17 protein-coding genes are annotated in these 19,347 nt (G+C 64.2%); 14 read left to right on the top strand and 3 right to left on the bottom strand.

Going from position 1 to position 19,347, the window contains the following annotated elements; translation table 11 throughout:
* Window positions 1-105: 105 nt before the first annotated feature.
* From AC3ANW_RS17150 to AC3ANW_RS17130, 5 genes are all read left to right on the top strand, one after another.
* Window positions 106-594, top strand: a complete 489-nt coding sequence (locus tag AC3ANW_RS17150; protein ID WP_488342052.1) for a tripartite tricarboxylate transporter TctB family protein — start codon at window positions 106-108, stop codon at window positions 592-594.
* Window positions 595-613: 19 nt separating this feature from the next.
* Window positions 614-2,125: a tripartite tricarboxylate transporter permease gene (locus AC3ANW_RS17145; protein WP_488342051.1), complete on the top strand. Its 1,512-nt coding sequence runs from the start codon at window positions 614-616 to the stop codon at window positions 2,123-2,125.
* 115 nt (window positions 2,126-2,240) lie between these two features.
* A complete protein-coding gene (locus AC3ANW_RS17140) occupies window positions 2,241-3,176 on the top strand; it encodes a DMT family transporter (protein ID WP_488342050.1) in 936 nt (311 codons plus the stop codon).
* 73 nt (window positions 3,177-3,249) lie between these two features.
* Window positions 3,250-4,032, top strand: a complete 783-nt coding sequence (locus AC3ANW_RS17135) for an SDR family oxidoreductase (RefSeq protein WP_488342049.1) — start codon at window positions 3,250-3,252, stop codon at window positions 4,030-4,032.
* A gap of 59 nt (window positions 4,033-4,091) precedes the next feature.
* Window positions 4,092-5,150 carry an adenosine deaminase gene (locus AC3ANW_RS17130; RefSeq protein ID WP_488342048.1) on the top strand — a complete coding sequence of 353 codons (1,059 nt, stop codon included), beginning with the start codon at window positions 4,092-4,094 and terminating at the stop codon, window positions 5,148-5,150.
* A gap of 9 nt (window positions 5,151-5,159) precedes the next feature.
* Here AC3ANW_RS17130 and AC3ANW_RS17125 read toward each other — a convergent pair whose 3' ends face one another.
* Window positions 5,160-6,083, bottom strand: coding sequence for a LysR substrate-binding domain-containing protein (locus AC3ANW_RS17125; protein WP_488342047.1), 924 nt, complete (start codon window positions 6,081-6,083; stop codon window positions 5,160-5,162).
* Window positions 6,084-6,208: 125 nt separating this feature from the next.
* Here AC3ANW_RS17125 and AC3ANW_RS17120 point away from each other — a divergent pair, with 125 nt between their 5' ends.
* The 4 genes from AC3ANW_RS17120 to AC3ANW_RS17105 all read left to right on the top strand — a co-directional run bounded on the left by AC3ANW_RS17120 (window position 6,209) and on the right by AC3ANW_RS17105 (window position 9,239).
* Window positions 6,209-6,838, top strand: a complete 630-nt coding sequence (locus AC3ANW_RS17120; protein WP_488342046.1) for an FMN-dependent NADH-azoreductase — start codon at window positions 6,209-6,211, stop codon at window positions 6,836-6,838.
* Window positions 6,839-6,902: 64 nt separating this feature from the next.
* The gene (gene guaD / locus AC3ANW_RS17115) at window positions 6,903-8,186 is read left to right on the top strand and encodes a guanine deaminase (RefSeq protein ID WP_488342045.1); all 1,284 of its coding nucleotides are present in this window, start codon (window positions 6,903-6,905) and stop codon (window positions 8,184-8,186) included.
* A gap of 58 nt (window positions 8,187-8,244) precedes the next feature.
* Window positions 8,245-8,811, top strand: a complete 567-nt coding sequence (gene dcd, locus AC3ANW_RS17110) for a dCTP deaminase (RefSeq protein ID WP_488342044.1) — start codon at window positions 8,245-8,247, stop codon at window positions 8,809-8,811.
* Between the two features lie 128 nt (window positions 8,812-8,939).
* Window positions 8,940-9,239 (top strand): hypothetical protein, encoded by a 300-nt coding sequence (locus AC3ANW_RS17105; RefSeq protein WP_488342043.1) that lies wholly within the window; start codon window positions 8,940-8,942, stop codon window positions 9,237-9,239.
* A 3-nt stretch (window positions 9,240-9,242) separates the two neighbouring features.
* Here the strand turns inward: AC3ANW_RS17105 and AC3ANW_RS17100 are convergent, their stop codons facing one another.
* Entirely contained in the window at window positions 9,243-10,901 is a 1,659-nt protein-coding gene (locus AC3ANW_RS17100) for a diguanylate cyclase (protein WP_488342042.1), read from the bottom strand.
* A 172-nt stretch (window positions 10,902-11,073) separates the two neighbouring features.
* Between AC3ANW_RS17100 and ypfJ the strand changes: the two genes are divergently transcribed.
* Window positions 11,074-11,961 carry a KPN_02809 family neutral zinc metallopeptidase gene (ypfJ, locus tag AC3ANW_RS17095; RefSeq protein ID WP_488342041.1) on the top strand — a complete coding sequence of 296 codons (888 nt, stop codon included), beginning with the start codon at window positions 11,074-11,076 and terminating at the stop codon, window positions 11,959-11,961.
* Between the two features lie 91 nt (window positions 11,962-12,052).
* Window positions 12,053-13,528 (top strand): DEAD/DEAH box helicase, encoded by a 1,476-nt coding sequence (locus tag AC3ANW_RS17090; protein ID WP_488342040.1) that lies wholly within the window; start codon window positions 12,053-12,055, stop codon window positions 13,526-13,528.
* A gap of 35 nt (window positions 13,529-13,563) precedes the next feature.
* Here AC3ANW_RS17090 and AC3ANW_RS17085 read toward each other — a convergent pair whose 3' ends face one another.
* Window positions 13,564-14,406: a symmetrical bis(5'-nucleosyl)-tetraphosphatase gene (locus tag AC3ANW_RS17085; protein WP_488342039.1), complete on the bottom strand. Its 843-nt coding sequence runs from the start codon at window positions 14,404-14,406 to the stop codon at window positions 13,564-13,566.
* Between the two features lie 23 nt (window positions 14,407-14,429).
* Here AC3ANW_RS17085 and AC3ANW_RS17080 point away from each other — a divergent pair, with 23 nt between their 5' ends.
* The 3 genes from AC3ANW_RS17080 to AC3ANW_RS17070 all read left to right on the top strand — a co-directional run bounded on the left by AC3ANW_RS17080 (window position 14,430) and on the right by AC3ANW_RS17070 (window position 19,239).
* A complete protein-coding gene (locus AC3ANW_RS17080; RefSeq protein ID WP_488342038.1) occupies window positions 14,430-15,746 on the top strand; it encodes a hemolysin family protein in 1,317 nt (438 codons plus the stop codon).
* 75 nt (window positions 15,747-15,821) lie between these two features.
* Entirely contained in the window at window positions 15,822-16,115 is a 294-nt protein-coding gene (locus AC3ANW_RS17075) for an H-NS histone family protein (RefSeq protein WP_488342037.1), read from the top strand.
* Window positions 16,116-16,347: 232 nt separating this feature from the next.
* Window positions 16,348-19,239: an aconitate hydratase gene (locus tag AC3ANW_RS17070; RefSeq protein WP_488342036.1), complete on the top strand. Its 2,892-nt coding sequence runs from the start codon at window positions 16,348-16,350 to the stop codon at window positions 19,237-19,239.
* The last annotated feature ends 108 nt before the right edge of the window (window positions 19,240-19,347 follow it).

The raw sequence follows: 19,347 nt of genomic DNA, 5'->3' as shown, positions 1-19,347 counted from the left end.
CTTGCGGGATATCCCTTGGTCCCCGGTAGGTGGAATCCACATCCGGATACGTCCTTCCCGCCTCCACAATCCGCCATTCTCAAATTTTTGTGTTTGGAGAGAGCTGTGAAGATAAAGAGTCGCAAGGACTTCTTCTCGGGCCTGATGTTCCTGTTCGTAGGCATCGCGTTCGCTTGGGGATCCACCAACTACACCATCGGTTCCGGTGCCCGCATGGGCCCCGGTTACTTCCCGCTGATGCTCGGCATCGTGATGGCCATCCTGGGCGCCTGCCTGACGATGACCGCACTGGTGGTCGAGACCGAAACCGGTGACCCGATCGGCAAGTGGGCCTGGAAGCCGCTGGGCTTCGTGATCGTGGCCAACCTCTTGTTCGGCATCCTGCTGGGCGGCCTGCCGAGCATCGGCCTGCCGGCGATGGGCCTGATCATCGCCATCTTCGTGCTGGTCATCATCGGCAGCATGGCCGGCAGCGAGTTCAAGCTCGTGCCGTCCATCATCCTGGCGACCGTGCTGGCCATCGGCAGCTACGTGGCCTTCATCTGGGCGCTGAAGCTCCAGATGCAGGTGTGGCCCACCTTCATCACCGGCTGACACGGGACTGAGATAAAAAATGGACCTGATTAATCACCTCTCGCTCGGTTTCGGCGTCGCCTTCACGCCGATCAACCTGCTGTACTGCCTGGTCGGCTGTATCCTGGGCACGCTGATCGGCGTGCTGCCCGGCATCGGCCCGGTGGCGACCATCGCCATGCTGCTGCCCGCAACCTACGCGTTGCCCCCCGTGTCGGCGCTGATCATGCTGGCCGGTATCTATTACGGCGCCCAATACGGCGGTTCCACCACCGCCATCCTGGTGAACCTGCCGGGCGAATCGTCGTCGGTGGTGACCGTGATCGACGGCTACCAGATGGCGCGAAAAGGCAGGGCCGGACCGGCGCTCGCCGCTGCGGGCCTGGGTTCGTTCTTCGCAGGTTGCGTCGGCACCATCATCCTGGCCGCCTTCGCCCCGCCGCTGACCGAAGTCGCCTTCAAGTTCGGCCCCGCCGAATACTTCTCGCTGATGATCCTGGGCCTGATCGGCGCCGTGGTGCTGGCTTCGGGCTCGCTGCTCAAGGCCGTGTCGATGATCGTGCTGGGCCTGCTGATGGGTCTGGTCGGCACCGACGTGAACTCGGGTGTCGCACGTTTCTCTTTCGACATTCCTGAGCTGACCGACGGTATCGGCTTCGTGGCGATCGCCATGGGTGTGTTCGGCTACGGCGAAATCATCGCCAACCTGGCCAACCCCGAAGAAGACCGCGAAGTCTTCACCGCCAAGGTGTCGGGCCTGATGCCCACCAAGGAAGACTTCAAGCGCATGATCCCTGCCGTCCTGCGTGGCACGGCTCTGGGTGCTGCACTGGGCATCCTGCCCGGCGGCGGCGCGCTGCTGGCTGCTTTCGCTGCCTACACCATCGAAAAGAAGACCAAGCTGCAACCCGGCGAAGTTCCTTTCGGCCAGGGCAACATCCGTGGCGTGGCGGCTCCCGAGTCGGCCAACAATGCCGGTGCACAGACCTCCTTCATCCCGCTGCTGACGCTGGGCATTCCGCCCAACGCGGTGATGGCGCTGATGGTGGGTGCGATGACCATCCACAACATCCAGCCCGGCCCGCAGGTGATGACCAGCAACCCGGAACTGTTCTGGGGCCTGATCGCCTCGATGTGGATCGGCAACGCCATGCTGATCATCCTGAACCTGCCGCTGATCGGCATGTGGATCAAGCTGCTGTCGGTTCCCTACAAGTACCTGTTCCCGTCGATCATCCTGTTCTGCGCGATCGGTGTGTACTCGACCAACAACAACACCTTCGACATCTGGATGGTGGGTGCGTTCGGCATCATCGGCTACATCTTCCACAAGCTCGGTTGCGAACCCGCACCGCTGCTGCTGGGCTTCATCCTGGGCCCGATGATGGAAGAAAACCTGCGCCGTGCGCTGTTGCTGTCCCGCGGCAGCTGGGCGGTGTTCGTGCAGCGTCCCATCTCGGCCGGCCTGCTGGCTGCAGCGGTTCTGCTGCTGATCATCGTGCTGCTGCCTTCGGTGAAGAACAAGCGCGAAGAAGCTTTCGTCGAAGACTGATTCGGCGGGGTCTCTCCCATCCAGAAACGGCGCCTGCGGGCGCCGTTTTTTTTTGTCCATGCGCAGTGGGTCCGGATAATGGGCGCAGACCCAGACCGACCGCAAGAAGGATTTCGTGCCCGCTTCCTTGTCCGCTTCTCCTGCAAACGCTCCTGTTTCCCGCACCTCCGGCCTGGTGCTGGCCACCGTCGGTGCCATCGCCTTCAGCGGCAAGGCCATCATCGTCAAGCTGGCCTACCGCTACCAGGTCGATGCGGTCACGCTGATCATGTTGCGCATGCTGTTCGCGCTGCCTTTCTTCATGGCGCTGGCCTGGTGGGCCGGGCGGCCGCGCAAGGGTGCGGTGCCGCCAAGACTTTTGTTGCGCGACTGGCTGGGGGTGATCGGCCTGGGCGTGTCCGGCTACTACCTGGCGAGTTTCCTGGACTTCGCCGGGCTGGCCTACATCAGCGCCAGCCTCGAACGCCTGATCCTGTACCTCAATCCGACGCTGGTGCTGCTGCTCGGCTGGCTGCTGTACCGCCGCACGGTGCTGCGTGGCCAGGTGGTCGGCATGGCGGTGAGTTATGCCGGTGTGGTGCTGGTCTTCGGACGCGAACTGCATGGCGCCGGCAGTGCCGCCTGGTGGGGCGCGGCCCTGGTGTTCGCCAGCGCCGTCAGTTATGCGGTGTACCTGATCTACAGCGGCCAGATGGTGAAACGTTTCGGATCGCTGCGGCTGGTCGGGCTGGCCAGCACGGTGGCGTGCATCTGCTGCCTGCTGCAGTTCGCGGTGCTTCGGCCATGGTCGAGCGTGCTGGCCGTGGCGCCTCAGGTGCTGTGGCTGTCGGTGCTGAACGCCACGGCCTGCACCGTGGTGCCGGTGTTGCTGGTGATGATGGCGGTCGAACGCATCGGCCCCGCCATGACCGCGCAGAGCGGCATGGTCGGTCCGGTTTCCACCATCCTGCTGGGGGTGCTGCTGCTGGGTGAACCCTTCACCGCGTGGCTGGCGGCGGGCACGGTGCTGGTCATCGCCGGGATCTTCATCTTCGGCCGCGCCCGGGCCTGAAGCCCTGCGCCACTGTGCGGCTTGGCGCCGATCGTATGATTTTGGTTTTTTTACACAACACAACGGAGATGGTATGGACCTGGGTTTGACGGGCAAGTGGGCATTGGTATGTGGCGCCAGCAAGGGCCTCGGCCTCGGCTGCGCGACTGCGCTGGCGGGCGAAGGCGTCAATGTGGTGATCGTTGCGCGTGGTGCGGAACTGCTCGAAAAGGCAGCCGCCGAACTGCGCGGCAAGACCTCGGTCGAAGTGAAGGCCATCGCCGCCGACATCACCACCCCGGAAGGCCGTGCGGCGGTGTTCGCCTATCGCGCCGAATACGACATCGTGGTGACCAACGCAGGCGGCCCGCCGCCGGGCGATTTCCGCGACTGGGACCGTGACGCCTGGATCAAGGCGGTCGACGCCAACATGATCACGCCCATCGAACTGATCAAGGCGACCATCGACGGCATGGCCGGCCGTGGTTTCGGCCGCATCATCAACATCACCTCCAGCTCGGTGAAGGCGCCCATCGAGGTGCTGGGCCTGTCGAACGGCGCCCGCAGCGGCCTGACCGGTTTCGTGGCCGGCGTGGCCCGCAGCAGCGTGGCCGCCCAGGGCGTGACCATCAACAACCTGCTGCCGGGTTCGTTCGACACCGACCGCATCCGCGTGACCATGGAAGGTGCCGCCAAGAAAGCCGGCACCGACGTGGAAACGATCGCCGAGAAACGCAAGCAGACCATCCCGGCACGCCGCCTGGGTACGCCGAAGGAATTCGGCGAGATCTGCGCCTTCCTGTGCAGCACCCAGGCCGCCTACATTACCGGCCAGAACGTGCTGGCCGACGGTGGCGCCTACGCCGGCACTTACTAAACGTCCGCGACGCATCTTTCCAGCCCGGTAAAAACCTCCGCTCCGCAGCAGATATCGACATGACCACGATCGCCGCCCCCTTCGACGTTCCGGCGATTCCGGCCGAACGACTACCCGACCTGCTGCGGGCCATGCCCAAGGCCGAACTTCATGTCCACATCGAGGGTTCGCTCGAGCCGGAGTTGATCTTCGCGCTGGCCGAGCGCAACGGTGTCACGCTGCCTTATGCCAGTGTCGAAACGCTGCGCGAGGCCTATGCCTTCAAGGATCTGCAGAGCTTTCTGGACATCTACTACGCGGGTGCCAGCGTGCTTCTGCAGGAGCAGGATTTCCACGACATGGCGATGGCCTACTTCGCCCGTGCCGCCGCGGACAACGTGGTACGGGCCGAGTTGTTCTTCGACCCGCAGACCCACACTGCCCGGGGCGTGCCGATGGCGACGGTGGTCGGTGGCCTGCACCGCGCCTGTGCCGACGCCAAGGCGGTCTACGGCATCGATGCCGAACTGATCCTGTGTTTCCTGCGCCACCTGAGCGAAGAGGACGCCTTCGACACGCTGCAGCAGGCCTTGCCCCATCTCGACAAGATCATCGGCGTGGGCCTGGATTCGAGCGAAGTCGGCCATCCGCCGGAGAAGTTCGCACGGGTCTTCGCACGCTGCGGCGAACTGGGCCTGCACCGCGTGGCCCATGCCGGCGAGGAGGGCCCGCCGGCCTATATCTGGAGTGCGCTCGACGTGCTGCATGCCGAGCGCATCGACCACGGCGTGCAGTCGGTGCACGACCCGGTGCTGATGCGGCGCCTGGCGGCGGCGCGGATCCCGCTGACCGTCTGTCCACTGTCGAACCAGAAGCTGTGCGTGTTCCCTGACCTTGCCGACCACAACCTGCGGCAACTGCTCGACGCCGGTATCGTGGCGACGGTCAATTCCGACGACCCGGCTTATTTCGGCGGCTACATGAACGACAACTTCCTGCAGGTTTTCGCCGCCACCGGACTGGATGCGCGCCACGCCTATCAGCTCGGCCTGAACGCGTTCGAAGGCAGCTTCATCACCGACGAAACGCGCCGGGGCTACATCGCCAGGCTGGACTCGGTGTTTGAATCCTTCCGCTGAAACGGATGCCTAGATGAAGATGCCCCGGGTGGCGAAACCGTCCACCAGGGCGTCGATCAAGAGCCGCACCGCCGGCGAGAGGCCGCGTCTTGTCGGAAACACCGCATGGGCGATGCCCTCGCCCAGCGTGCATTCCGGCAATACCTGCTCCAGCTGTCCGGTGTCGAGCGCGTCGCGCACGATGTAGTCGGGCAGGCTGACGATGCCCACACCGTCCAGCGCAGCCTGGCGCAGGGTGCTGAAGTCGTCCACCGTCAGCCGGGGCGTGTGGGCATGCACATAGGTACTGCCGTCGGGCGCCACCAGGTTCCAGCTGTGGCGGCCGGCCACCCAGCCGAAACCCATGCTGGGGACCCGCGCCAGGTCGTCCGGGCCGTTAGGGCGGCCGCAGTGCTGGAGGAGATCGGGACTGCCGACCAGCACGGCGCGGCCGGTGGTAAGCGGCCGGACCACCAGGCCTGAATCGTCCAGCGGCGGGCGTCGAACCCGCAGCGCGATGTCGAATCCTTCCTCGATCACATCGACCCGCCGGTTGGTCGCCTCGACCTGCAGCCGCACCTCGGGCCAATCGGCCAGGTAACGCGCCACCACCTGCCCCACGCCGTTTTCCAGCAGCCCGGGTGGGCAGGACATCCGCACCAGTCCGCGCGGGGTTTCACGGGTGGCTTCCACCGTCGCTTCGGCGGCCTGTGCCTCGGCCATCAGCGCCTTGCAGTGCTGCAGATAGGTCTGGCCGACATCGGTGACGGCAATGCGTCGGGTGCTGCGCTGGAGCAGCCGCACGCCCAGCCGTGCCTCCAGCGCAGCAAGCCGCCGGCTGAGCAGGGATGTCTGCACACCCAGCACCCGCGCCGCCGCACTGAAGCCTCCGTGTTCCACCACCTTGGCGAAGTAGGCCATGTCGTTCAGATCGGGCAGCACTTTGGTATCCATGCCGGAATTATTGCAACAGCAGGAAGATGATTTGCCATGGGAGGTCTTTATCCACTAATCGACCCCCAATACGATGCCTGTCATCGCGGCAATCGCCGCCGACTCACAACCTGATGGATACCGACATGAAAGTTCTGCACCTCGACTCCAGCCCCCTGGGCGCTGCTTCCGTTTCGCGCCAGATCACCGCTGCCGTCGCCGCCGCGCTGGCCGGCAACTCCGGTGCCGTGACCTACCGTGACCTGGCCGCGGACCCCATCGCCCACCTCGACGGGGCGCTGCTGGGCGCCATGCGTCCCGCCCCGGGCACCACGCCCACCGTCGATGCAGCCGTCAGCGCCCAACTGGCCCTGAACGAAACCCTGGTGACCGAACTGTTCGACGCAGAAGCCATCGTCATCGGTGCGCCGATGTACAACTTCAGTGTGCCGACCCAGCTCAAGGCCTGGATCGACCGCGTCGCGCAGGCGGGCCGGACCTTCCGCTACACCGCCAACGGCCCCGAAGGCCTGGCCGGCGGCCGCCGTGTCATCGTGGTGTCCACCCGCGGCGGCATGTACGCCGGCACCGCCTACGAAACCGCCCTGGACCACCAGGAAGCCTACTTGCGCGGAGTGCTGGGTTTCCTGGGTATGACCGACGTGACCATCATCCGCGCCGAAGGCGTGGCGATGGGCCCGGAAGCCCGCGAAAAAGCCATCGGCGCCGCGCTGGCCCAGTCAGCCGCGCTCGGTCATGTGGGTCAGGCCGCCTGATCGAATAAGGCGTATCTGCCGGCCGGTATGGCGCCGGCGTCAAGCTGACTTAAGCTCGTCGCCCATGAAAGCCTACCGCGCCCGCATTCTCAGTTTTGATTCCAGCCGGAAGGCCGTCTTCGAAGAGGACGGCCTTCTGGTCGTCGGCCCTGACGCCGGGGGCCGCCAGAAGGTGATCGCCGTCGGTGACTACGCCACCGTGTCGCCGGACTATCCGCAAGTGCCGGTGGAACACCTGCCCGGCCGCATCATCGCGCCGGGTTTTGTCGATCTGCATATCCACTTTCCCCAGACCGACGTCATCGGTTCGCCCGCCGAGGGCCTGCTGCCCTGGCTCGAAAACTACACTTTCCCGCACGAAAGCCGCTACGTCGAGCCCGCCCACGCGGATGAACTTGCCCCGGTGTTCATCGACGAACTGCTGCGCAACGGCGTGACCACCGCGCTGGCTTTCGCGACCTCGCATCCCGCTTCGGTGGAAGCCCTGTTTGCAGAGGCGAAGAAACGCCAGCTGCGGCTGATCACCGGCAAGGTGCTTCAGGACCGTTTCTCGCCCGATGGCGTACGTGACGAAACCGGGCAGAGCCTGATCGACACCGAGACGCTGATCCGCAAGTGGCACGGCGTGGATCGCCTGGGTTACGCCATCACCCCGCGTTTTGCGCCCACCAGCACGCCTGAGCAGTTGCGCGGGGCAGGAGAGCTCGCCGCCCGATACCCCGATGTGTGGATCCAGTCGCATGTGGCCGAAAACCTGGGCGAGGTCGAGTGGGTGCGCCAGCTGTTCCCGGAAGCGCGCAGCTACCTCTCGGTGTACGACGAATTCGGCCTGATGCGCCGGCGCGCCATCTACGCGCACTGCATCCATTTCGACGACGCCGATCGTGCACTGATGCATGAACGCCAGACGGCGGCGGCGGTCAGTCCCACCAGCAACCTTTTCCTGGGCAGTGGTTTCTTCGACTATGTCGGCGCCGACCGGGCGGGCTTCCGGTACGGCCTGGCCAGCGACGTGGGAGGCGGCACCAGCTTCAGCCCCTTTCACACCATGCTGGCGGCCTATTACGTGGGGCGCGAAGGCCAGACCAAACCGGGCCTCACCCTGGCGCCGCAGGCGTTGTGGTGGCAGCACACGGCCGGCGGTGCGGCGGCCCTGGACCTGGAAGGTGTGGTCGGCAACCTGCAAGCGGGTTGCGAGGCCGATTTCGTGATCCTCAATCCGGAAGCCACGCCGCTGCTGGCACGCAAGACACGCGCCGCACAGAACCTGGACGAACTGCTGTTCGCCATGATCGTGCTGGGCGATGACCGGCTGATCGAACGCACGGTCATCTCGCAGGCCGGCTGAGGGCGGGGCGCCCTCGCCCTTGCTTCTAGAATGCGCCTCCAGCCAGGGAGCACCTTTTATGAGTATCAAGAGCGACAAGTGGATCCGCCGCATGGCCGAACAGACCGGAATGATCGAACCCTTCGAGCCCGGCCAGATCCGCGAACAGGACGGTCGCAAGATCATCAGCTACGGCACCAGCAGCTATGGCTACGACATCCGCTGCGCACCAGAATTCAAGGTGTTCACCAACATCCACAGCACGGTGGTCGACCCGAAGAATTTCGATGAGAAGAGCTTCGTCGACATGCACGGCGACTACTGCATCATTCCGCCGAACAGCTTCGCCCTGGCGCGCACCGTGGAGTACTTCCGCATTCCCCGCAACGTGCTGACCATCTGCCTGGGCAAAAGCACCTACGCCCGCTGCGGAATCATCGTCAACGTCACCCCTTTCGAGCCCGAATGGGAAGGCTACGTGACGCTGGAATTCAGCAACACGACGCCCTTGCCGGCCAAGATCTATGCCGGTGAAGGCTGTGCCCAGGTGCTGTTCTTCGAAAGCGACGAAGTTTGCGACGTCAGTTACAAAGACCGCGGCGGCAAGTATCAGGGCCAGCACGGCGTGACCCTGCCCCGCACCTGACTTTCAGCTGGTTTCCATTCGGCAGCGGGACTCATGCGCGCTTGTCCTACGCGCTGCCGGGCGTCTCGGCAGGGTATTAACGCTTGTTACATTTATAGGATGGCGGCAGTTCAAAAAAAGAGGCCGCCATGTCCATCAAGTCTTATTTCAAGGTCGTCGATGCACCCCTCGCCATCATGGTGGGCGGCGTCGGGGCCGTGTTGATCGCCTTGCAACTGGGTGCCGTCGGCTGGCTGGCCCAATCGCAGGTCGACAGGGCCCAGCAACGGGAAGCCGGTGCCCGCCAGGTGCGCATGGAACAGGCGCGCTGCCTGGGTGTTTCAGGGGTCGAGGCCTACGCTGCCTGCCGCCAGTCGTCGGTGACCGTCTCGCCGGTGATCGTTTCGCGCTCGTACGACGGCGCGGCTGAAACCATCGCCCTTCGCTGAGTCTCAGGCGTCCTGCGCGGATGCCTCGGCAGCGCAGACGCGGTTGCGTCCTTCGGCTTTCGCGCGATAAAGCGCTTCGTCGGCGCAACGCAGCAGCGAAGCGCCATCTGTCTCAGAGCCGAGTTCCACCGCGACACCGATGCTGACGGTGATGCTGCCGTAGAGCGGATCGACATGGGCCTCGACGGCCGCCCTCAAGGATTCCGCCAGGGCCAGCGCACCAGCCAGGTCCGTGTCGGGCAGCACTGCGATGAACTCCTCCCCACCGAGCCGGGCCACGGCATCCGATGTGCGCAGGCGGGTCTTCAGGGTGTCGGCCAGCCTGCGTAACACGGCATCTCCGATTTCGTGGCCGAACTTGTCGTTGACCCGCTTGAAATAGTCCGCATCGAGCATGGCCACGGCCAGCGGGCGATGGCTGCGCCGGGCGGTCGCCACGGCCAGTCGAAGACGTTCTTCCAGACCGCGGCGATTCAGTACTCCGGTAAGCGGGTCGCTGCGGGCCTGGCGGTCGAGCGCTGTATTGGCCGCCAGCAGTTCGCGGGTGCGCACACGCACCTGCTGCTCCATGCGGCTGTTGGATGCCATCAGCTGCACCGTCATGTTGCGTAGTGCGGAAGACAGCGCTGTGACCTCTGAACTTCCTCCGAAAACCGGCATGCCGGCACCCGGTGCACCGGCTTCGACCCGCCGTGCAGCCTGCGCGATGCCGTGCAGGTGGCGGCTCAGGCGGCGTGCGGCGCGATAGGCCAGCAGCGAGGCCACGACGGCAGCCACCGCTCCGATCATCAGCACGGCGGATGTCGCATCCCGCACGAGCGAATACGCCAGGGTGATCGGCTGCCGCACCACGACCCGCCAGCCGAGGTCGGTGACCTTGTTGGCCGCAGGCACCGGCGCCACCGATGTCAGGTAGTCGCTGCCGTCGGCCCAGGGCAGCACGCCGGTGAAAAGTCCTTCGTCGTCCAGTGGCGCATTGGGACCCGCAAAACCGTTGTCGCGCAGTTGTTGCGTCTGGTGGCCTGGCGCGTAGATCAATTCGCCGGCGCGATTGAAGATGAAGACCTGCAGGCCGGCGGCCTGCGTTTCGGCCGGCAGCACCAGGCTGATGACCTGGTCGGCCCAATCCCAGCTGGCATGCACGCCCAGCACGCCGACCACCCGGCCGTTGACGTTGACCGGCGCAGCGAAGTCGACGAAGCGCAGCGGCTCATCGCCGTCCGGGCGCGGCAACAGCGACTCCAGCAGTTTCGCCGGATGCACATCACCGACATACGAACCGTGCTGGCCGTTGATGAACCAGTCACGCTCCGCCACCGATTTGCCGAGCAGCAGGCCGCCGGTGGCATTGCGCACCACGCCACCGAGGTCGGCAACGCCGATCCACTGGTTTTCGGGGGAGACCGACTGCATGCGCTGCAGGAGTTGGGCCACTGCGGGCGTGTCGATGCCGCGTTCCCACAAGCCCGGCGCACGCGCCAGGACCGACGCCTGTTCGATGCGGACCTGGAGTTGGGCGTTCAGCTGTTTGGCGGCGGTATTGGCCACCACACGCAGAGCAGCGCCCGCATCCGTACGGATGCGGCCACGCAGCATTTCCCCGAATGAGAAACTGAGCAGCAAGGCGAGCAGCGTGGTCAGCACCCCGAATACCAAGGCCATCTGCGTCGCAAGACTGCGTTCTGAGAAGCGAAGATTCACGACTTAACATTTGCAAGCAAAGGCAACAGCACCAATGCTACGTCGTTAAGCACGTGTCCACTGGCGGAAAACTTTGCACTGGTTGGCGCACGATGCGCGATCACAACGGGCCGAGAGCCGAAAAGAGGGAAATATGCGCTGGGAAGGCAACGAACAGTCGGACAACGTCGAAGACCGGCGCAACGAAAGTGGCGGGGGAGGAGGCGGCGGCTTCGGCTTTGGCGGACGCAGCATCGGCCTGGGCACGGTGGCCGTGGCGCTGGTAGCCGGCTGGATATTCGGCATCAATCCGCTGACCATGCTGAACATGCTCAGCGGCGGCGGCGGCGCACCGGTCGTGCAGCAGCAGCAGGGCCCGGCGCAGAAACCCCCGTCGAACGACCGCGAGGCAGCTTTCGTGTCGACCGTGCTGCGCAATACCGAAGTGGTTTGGAGCGACATCTTCAAGCAGGCCGGCGGGCAGTACCAGCCGACGCGGCTGGTGCTGTTCCGGGGCTCGTATCCCACCGCATGCGGCACCGGCGAATCTGCCATGGGACCGTTTTATTGCCCCGGCGACAAGAAGGTCTACATTGACCTCAGTTTCTATGACACCTTGCGCGACCGCCTCGGCGCACCGGGCGAATTCGCCCAGGCCTACGTGATCGCCCATGAGGTCGGCCACCATGTACAGGACGAACTCGGCATCACCGGCAAGGTCGACGGCATGCGGGGGCGGCTGAGCCAGTCACAGCAGAACGCCATGAGTGTGCGGGTCGAGCTTCAGGCTGACTGTTTCGCCGGTGTGTGGGCGCACCACTCGCAGGAGTCCAAGCAGTGGCTGGACCCGAGCGACATCGCGTCCGCCATGAACGCCGCGCAGAAGATCGGCGATGACGCATTGCAGCGTTCCGCCGGCCGCCAGGTGGTGCCCGACAGCTTTACCCACGGCACCAGCGCACAGCGGCAGAAATGGTTCGGCCAGGGCTACGACAACGGCACCGTAAAGGGTTGCGACACCTTCGCAGCCCGCAATTTATGACGCTTCGCCGCGACGCCGCCAAAGTCCTTTTCGAGAGGCCGGAAAGCGGTTTTGCCTGATTTACGCGCAGGGTGCGACAATCGGCGGCTGCATGACGACATCTTTTTCAGAACTGAAGCTGGCTGAACCGCTGGCACGAGCCGTGGCCGATATGGGCTACGAAAGCATGACGCCCATCCAGGCGCAGGCCATTCCGGTCGTGTTGGAGGGCAAGGACGTGATGGGCGCCGCCCAGACCGGCACCGGCAAGACGGCGGCGTTCTCGCTGCCTCTGCTGCAGCGGCTGATGAAACACGAGAACAGCTCCACCTCGCCCGCGCGCCATCCGGTGCGTGCCCTGGTGTTGCTGCCCACCCGTGAGCTGGCCGATCAGGTCGCCCAGCAGATCAAGCTCTACAGCAAACACACGCAGATGCGCTGTGCGGTGGTGTTCGGCGGCATGGACATGAAACCCCAGACGGCGGAACTCAAGAAGGGCGTCGAAGTCCTGGTGGCCACGCCCGGCCGTCTGCTCGACCACATCGAAGCCAAGAATGCGGTGCTCAACCAGGTCGAGTACGTGGTGCTGGACGAGGCCGACCGAATGCTCGACATCGGTTTCCTGCCCGACCTGCAGCGCATCCTTTCGTACCTGCCGAAGCAGCGCACCACGCTGTTGTTCTCCGCCACCTTTTCGCCCGAGATCAAGCGGCTGGCATCGAGCTACCTGCAGGATCCGGTAACCATCGAAGTCGCGCGGTCCAACGAAACCGCATCTACGGTCGAACAGCATTTCTATAGCGTCAACGAAGACGACAAGCGCCGGGCGCTGCACCAGGTGCTCAAGCAGCGCGGCATCCGCCAGGCATTCGTTTTCGTCAACAGCAAGCTGGGCTGTGCGCGGCTGGCGCGTTCCCTCGAACGCGAAGGCCTCAAGACGGCGGCCCTGCATGGCGACAAGAGCCAGGACGAACGCCTTAAGGCACTGGAGGCCTTCAAGAGCGGTGAAGTCGATCTTCTGGTGTGTACCGATGTGGCGGCCCGCGGCCTCGACATCAAGGACGTGCCGGCGGTTTTCAACTTCGACGTGCCTTTCAATGCCGAAGATTACGTGCACCGTATCGGCCGCACCGGCCGTGCCGGCGCTTCCGGCCTGGCGGTGAGTTTTGTCGGCCTCGACAGCCGCAACGACGCGCGCCTGGCGGCCGACATCGAGAAACTCATCGGCAAGAAGATGGAACTCGAACCCTTCGAGTTCGAGGAGCAGCAGCCGCGTGGCCGTTTCAACGACGGCCGCCGCCTCTACAACGAAGGCGAGCCCGCCTCCGGTGGCGAAGCACCGCGTTTCCAGCCGGCCCAGCCGCCGCGGTTCCGTGCACCGGCGGCGAATCGTGACCCGTTCTTCGACAAGCCCTACGAGTCCAGCACCCAGGCCGAACCCGCCTGGGAAGCCAAGGCTCCAACGCCCAGCCGCGCGCACGCCAACATCAAGCCCAAACGCAAGATCGCGATGCTTTTCAAGCCGATTCCGCCTCCCATTGCGGAAGTGCCGGAAACGGCTGGCGCCCAGGTCGAACAGGAAAGCTGAAGCCCGGCGACCGAGGTTCCGGGCGCCACCAACGTCTATCCCGGTGCCTGCGCCTGATCGCAGCGAACCTGCAGACGCTGGTTGTCTGCCGCAGTTGCGCCCAGCCGCATGGCCGTGAGGCAGCCGCCCCAGACACAACCGGTGTCCAGCCCCATCAAACCCGGGCGTTCCAGCAAACCAAGTTGTGACCAGTGGCCGAACGCTACCGTGGCGTCGGCCGTCTTGCGGCCGGGTACATCGAACCACGGCAGCAGGCCGGGTGGCGCGTCGTCCGGTGAATCGCTGCTGCCAAAATCCATTCGGCCTTCGGGCGTGCAGAAACGCAGTCGGGTCAGCGCGTTCACGATGACCCGCAGTCGGTCGGTGCCGCCGAGCGTGTCCTGCCATTCGGCCGGGTCGTCCCCATACATCGTCCGCAGGAACACCGGCAGTTCCGAATCGCGCAGCACGGTCTCCACCTCCGCGGCCAGCGACATCACCTTCTGCGCATTCCATGCAGGCAAGATTCCGGCGTGCACCATCAGGATGTCCTGCGTGCCGTGTTGCAGGCGCATCGCCATCCGGCGGTGACGCAGCCAGTCGGTCAGGGCCGGCAGGTCGGGTGCAGACAGCAGGTCGGCCAGCGTGTCGCGCCTGCCGGGCCTGCGGACGCCGTGGATCACCGCCAGCAAATGCAGGTCGTGGTTGCCCAGCAGGCAATGCGCGGCCTCGCCCAGCGCGGCCAGGCGGCGCAGGGTGCCGGCGGAATCGGGTCCGCGGTTGACCATGTCTCCCAGTACATACAGCGTGTCGCGGCTGGGCGAAAAGTCAGCCTCGCGCAGCAGCCGTTCGAGGGGCTCGTCACAGCCCTGCAGATCGCCCATCAGGTAAATTGCCATCTTCCGATTCTCTACGCCACTCCATGGATTTTTTGCTCATCGCCTTGCTGACCTTGCTCAATGGTGCTTTCGCCATGTCCGAGCTGGCCCTGGCTTCCAGCCGCAAGGCGCGCCTCAATGCGATGGCGGAGGCGGGCGACAAGGGGGCCCAGGCGGCATTGGCGCTACTGGCGGAACCCACTCGCTTTCTTTCGGCGGTGCAGGTGGGCATCACTTCCATCGGCATGCTCAACGGCATCCTGGGCGAGGCGGCATTCAGCGGCGATGTGCAGGTGCTGCTGGAACGTGCCGGCATGCCGACCCGGTTCGCCGACGTGGTGGCGACGGCACTGGTCGTGACCATCATCACCTTCGTCACCATCGTCTTCGGCGAACTGGTGCCCAAACGCATAGGCCAGCTCTACCCGGAGCCGGTGGCGCGTTTCGTTGCGCGTCCCATGCAGTGGATGGCGCGCATCGCCAGCCCGTTCGTGCGCCTGCTGTCGGTCAGCACGCAGGCGGTGCTGAAACTGCTGCGCATCGACAACGACGCAGGTCGGGCAGTAACCGAAGAAGAAATTGCCGCCAGCTTGGAAGAGGGTCTGGATGCAGGTGTCATCGAGCGCCAGGAGCACCGCATGGTTCAGAACGTGTTCCATCTCGACGACCGGCCGCTCACCTCGCTCATGGTGCCGCGCGGCGATATCGACTGGCTGCCCGCCAACAGCACGGTCGCGCACGGCCTGCGGCAAGCCGCCAGCGGCCGGGCGCATTCCTGGTATCCGGTGTGTCGCGGGTCGCTAGACGAAGTGGTCGGCGTGATCAGCCTGGCCCGCATGCTCGAACTCGGCAGCGACGCCGAAGGCAGCCTCGACGCCTATGTGTTGCCGGCATCCTTTCTGCCTGAAACCCTTTCAGGCATGGAATTGCTGGAACAGTTTCGAGCGCAATCCGGCCGCATGATATTTGTGGTCGACGAATATGGCGTGGTGCAGGGTTTGATGACGCCACGCGACTTGCTCGAAGCCATCACCGGCGAGTTGCAACCCGGTGCAGAGGCCGAAGCGTGGGCAGTGCAAAGAGCCGATGGTTCATGGCTGCTGGATGGTTTGATGCCGGTCGCAGAACTCAAATCGCGGCTTGATATTCGTGATTTGCCTCAAGAGGACCGCGGCCTGTACAACACCTTGGCCGGGCTTTTGTTATCCGAGTCCGGCCATCTGCCCGGCGTGGGCGAGCTGATTCCTTGCGGTGACTGGATATTCGAGGTGGTGGATCTGGACGGCCGGCGCATCGACAAGGTTCTGGCTATGCCTGCCGCGCCGGAGGGGGATAATCATGGGGTTTTTACGGGTTTGTAAAAATAATCGCACCGGCGGCATTGGGCTGGATGCCGCGTCTATAATCGCGCCACCAACTTTCTGCGAAAAAATACCATGACCACCTATAAAGAACTCCTGAAGCAACGCGAAGCTCTTGAAGCTCAAATCAGCGATGCACGTCAACGTGAACTGTCCGATGCAGTTTCTCGCGTTCGTGGCCTGATTGAAGAATTCGGTCTGACCGCTTCCGACGTTTTCCCGCCAGCGCGCGGTCGCGCTGCTTCTTCCGCAAAGGGCGGCAAGGTCGCTGCCAAATACCGTGACCCGGCTACCGGCGCCACCTGGACCGGCCGCGGCAAGGCTCCGAAGTGGATCGCCGATCAGGATCGCGCCCAGTTCGCCATCTGAGTGGTTTGAGCTTTCGAGAGCCGGGTTTGCCGGTTCCGCAGGCCTGACAAGACCCCCGCCAGCCTTCAGGGCCCGCGGGGGTCTTTGTTTTTCGGACTGGCCGGCAGCCGCCTTGGCGCCGCGCTCCTCCGTTTCGTCACGCGGCCAGGGCCCCTGGTAACCCCAGGTTGCGCGCTGTTCTGCCGTCACTGACAAAATGAATGCCGCCGTTGTCCCCATTCAAGGAGTTCCCATGGCCGCCCGAGCCCCTCACGATTTCTCCCATACCGTCAAAACCTTTCAAACAGCTTCCGGACGGGAAGGGAAGTTTCATTCCCTGCCAGCCTTGGCCAAGGACTTTCCGAATATCTCGAAGTTGCCAGTATCGATACGAATCGTTCTGGAGTCGGTGCTCCGCAACTGCGACGGGAGAAAAATAACGTCTGAACACGTGTCCCAGTTGGCCGGCTGGCAGCCAGTGGCCAATCGCACAGAAGAGATTCCGTTCGTGGTGGCGCGGGTGGTATTGCAGGATTTCACCGGAGTGCCGTTGCTGGCCGATCTGGCGGCCATGCGCAGTACTGCGGCCCGATTAGGAAAAGACCCGGAACGAATCGAACCGCTGGTTCCGGTCGACTTGGTGGTGGATCACTCGGTCATGGTTGATTACTACGGCACCCAGGATGCCTTGGACCTCAACATGAAGCTTGAATTCCAGCGAAATCGGGAGCGCTATGAATTCATGAAATGGGGCATGCAAGCATTCGATACATTTGGTGTCGTGCCTCCGGGGTTCGGTATCGTGCACCAGGTGAACCTCGAATATCTGGCGCGGGGTGTTCACCATTCCGATGCCAATATTTATTATTTCGATAGCCTTGTCGGAACCGATAGTCACACCACCATGGTCAACGGCATCGGCGTCGTGGCCTGGGGTGTCGGCGGAATCGAGGCCGAAGCGGCCATGCTGGGACAGCCGGTCTACTTCCTGACGCCCGACGTGGTGGGCTTCGAATTGACCGGCCGGTTGCGAGAGGGCGTCACCGCGACCGACCTGGTTCTGACCGTCACCGAGATCCTGCGCAAGCAGAAGGTGGTGGGCAAATTTGTCGAATTCTTCGGCGAGGGCACCAGCACGCTGCCGGTGCCCGACCGCGCCACCATCGGGAACATGGCGCCGGAATACGGCGCCACGATGGGTTTCTTTCCGGTCGACGAGAAAACGGTCGAATATTTCCGCGGCACCGGCCGCACCGATGAAGAGGTCGAGGCTTTCGAGGCCTATTTCCGTGCCCAGGGCCTGTTCGGCGTGCCGAAGTCGGGCGACATCACCTATTCGCAGGTGGTGAAACTCGACCTGGGCGACGTCACGCCCAGCCTGGCCGGCCCGAAACGCCCCCAGGATCGCATCGAGCTGGGCAACGTGGCCGGTCAGTTCAAGTCGCTTTTCAGCAAACCCAACAGCGAGAACGGTTTCAATCGCCCGGCCGACCTCCTGCTGACACGCCAGCTGGTGCATCACGCCGGTGAAGAGCCGACCACCAAAGTGCCCGCCAATCCGCCGACCCCGCCGGGCGCGGCGCGCATGGTGATGGAAATGGAGGGCAACAAACCGACGCTGGCCGCGGCGCAATCCGAAGCGCCGACCGAAGACGGCCACGATGCGACCAACATCACCCTGGGCAACGGCGACGTGCTGATCGCCGCCATCACCAGCTGCACCAACACTTCCAACCCGAGCGTGATGCTGGCAGCCGGCCTGCTGGCCAAGAAGGCGGTCGAGGCGGGTCTGACGGTGCAGCCGCATATCAAGACGTCGCTTGCCCCCGGCTCGCGCATCGTCACCGAATACCTGGTCAAGGCCGGCCTGCTGCCCTATCTGGAAAAGCTGGGTTTCGCCCTGGCCGGCTACGGTTGCACGACCTGCATCGGCAATGCCGGCGACCTGGCGCCGGAACTGAACGAAGCCATCACCAAAAGCGACCTGGTATGCGCGGCCGTGTTGTCGGGCAACCGCAATTTCGAGGCACGCATCCACCCCAACCTGAAGGCGAACTTTTTGGCCAGCCCGCCGCTGGTGGTGGCTTATGCCATCGCCGGTTCGGTGCTGCGCGACCTGATGACCGAGCCGGTCGGCAAGGGCACCGGGGGCCGGGATGTCTACCTGGGTGACATCTGGCCCAGCAGCGACGAGGTGCACGAGCTGATGAAGTTCGCCATGAACGGCGATGCTTTCCGTGCCAACTATGGGCGGGTGAAATCCGAGCCGGGCGAACTGTGGGAGAAGATCCATGGCGTTTCCGGCCAGACCTACACCTGGCCGGCCAGCACCTACATCGCGCAGCCGCCGTTCTTCGACACCTTCGAGCTCGACCCTTCCAAACAGAAGGACGCGCCCGGCTCGAAAGTGGAAGGCGCACGCATCATGGCGCTGTTCGGCGACTCGATCACCACCGACCACATCTCGCCCGCGGGCTCCATCAAGGCCAGTTCACCCGCCGGCCTCTGGCTGCAGGAAAACGGCGTCGGCAAGCTCGACTTCAACAGCTACGGCGCGCGCCGCGGCAACCACGACGTGATGATGCGCGGCACCTTTGCCAACGTGCGCATCAAGAACCTGATGATTCCAGCCACCGCAGACGGTTCGCGGGAAGAGGGCGGAGTCACGCTCTACCAGGGCGAAGGCCCCGACAAGGGCAGCAAACTGGCGATCTTCGACGCCGCCATGCTCTACATGAAGGCCAATCAGCCGACGGTGATTTTTGCCGGCGAGGAATACGGAACCGGTTCGTCGCGGGACTGGGCTGCCAAGGGCACCCAGTTGCTTGGCATCAAGGCGGTCGTGGCACGCAGTTTCGAGCGCATCCACCGCTCCAACCTGGTCGGCATGGGTGTGTTGCCGCTGCAGTTCGCCGCCGGTGAGTCGTGGCAGGAGCTGGGCCTGAAGGGTGACGAGACCATCGACGTCATTGCCGATCCGGACCTCAAACCGCAAAGCAAGGCGACCCTGGTCATTACCCGGCCAGACGGCCAGCGCACCGAAGCACGGGTGATCCTGCGCATCGACACGCCGGTCGAGGTGGACTATTACAAGGCCGGCGGGATCCTGCCGTACGTGCTGCGGCAACTGTTGCAGGTGGGCTGATTCCGAGTGGTGCGCGGTGCTTTCGGGCTCCGCGCGCAAAACCCCTCGGGCTACACTGCGCGGCTTTTCAAGAATAATTCTTGTTTATCTTCCGCCGTTCAGCCAGTC

This window comes from Xylophilus sp. PBN-3R (genome assembly GCF_057747805.1).
This window is presented reverse-complemented; position numbering and strand designations above follow the sequence as displayed.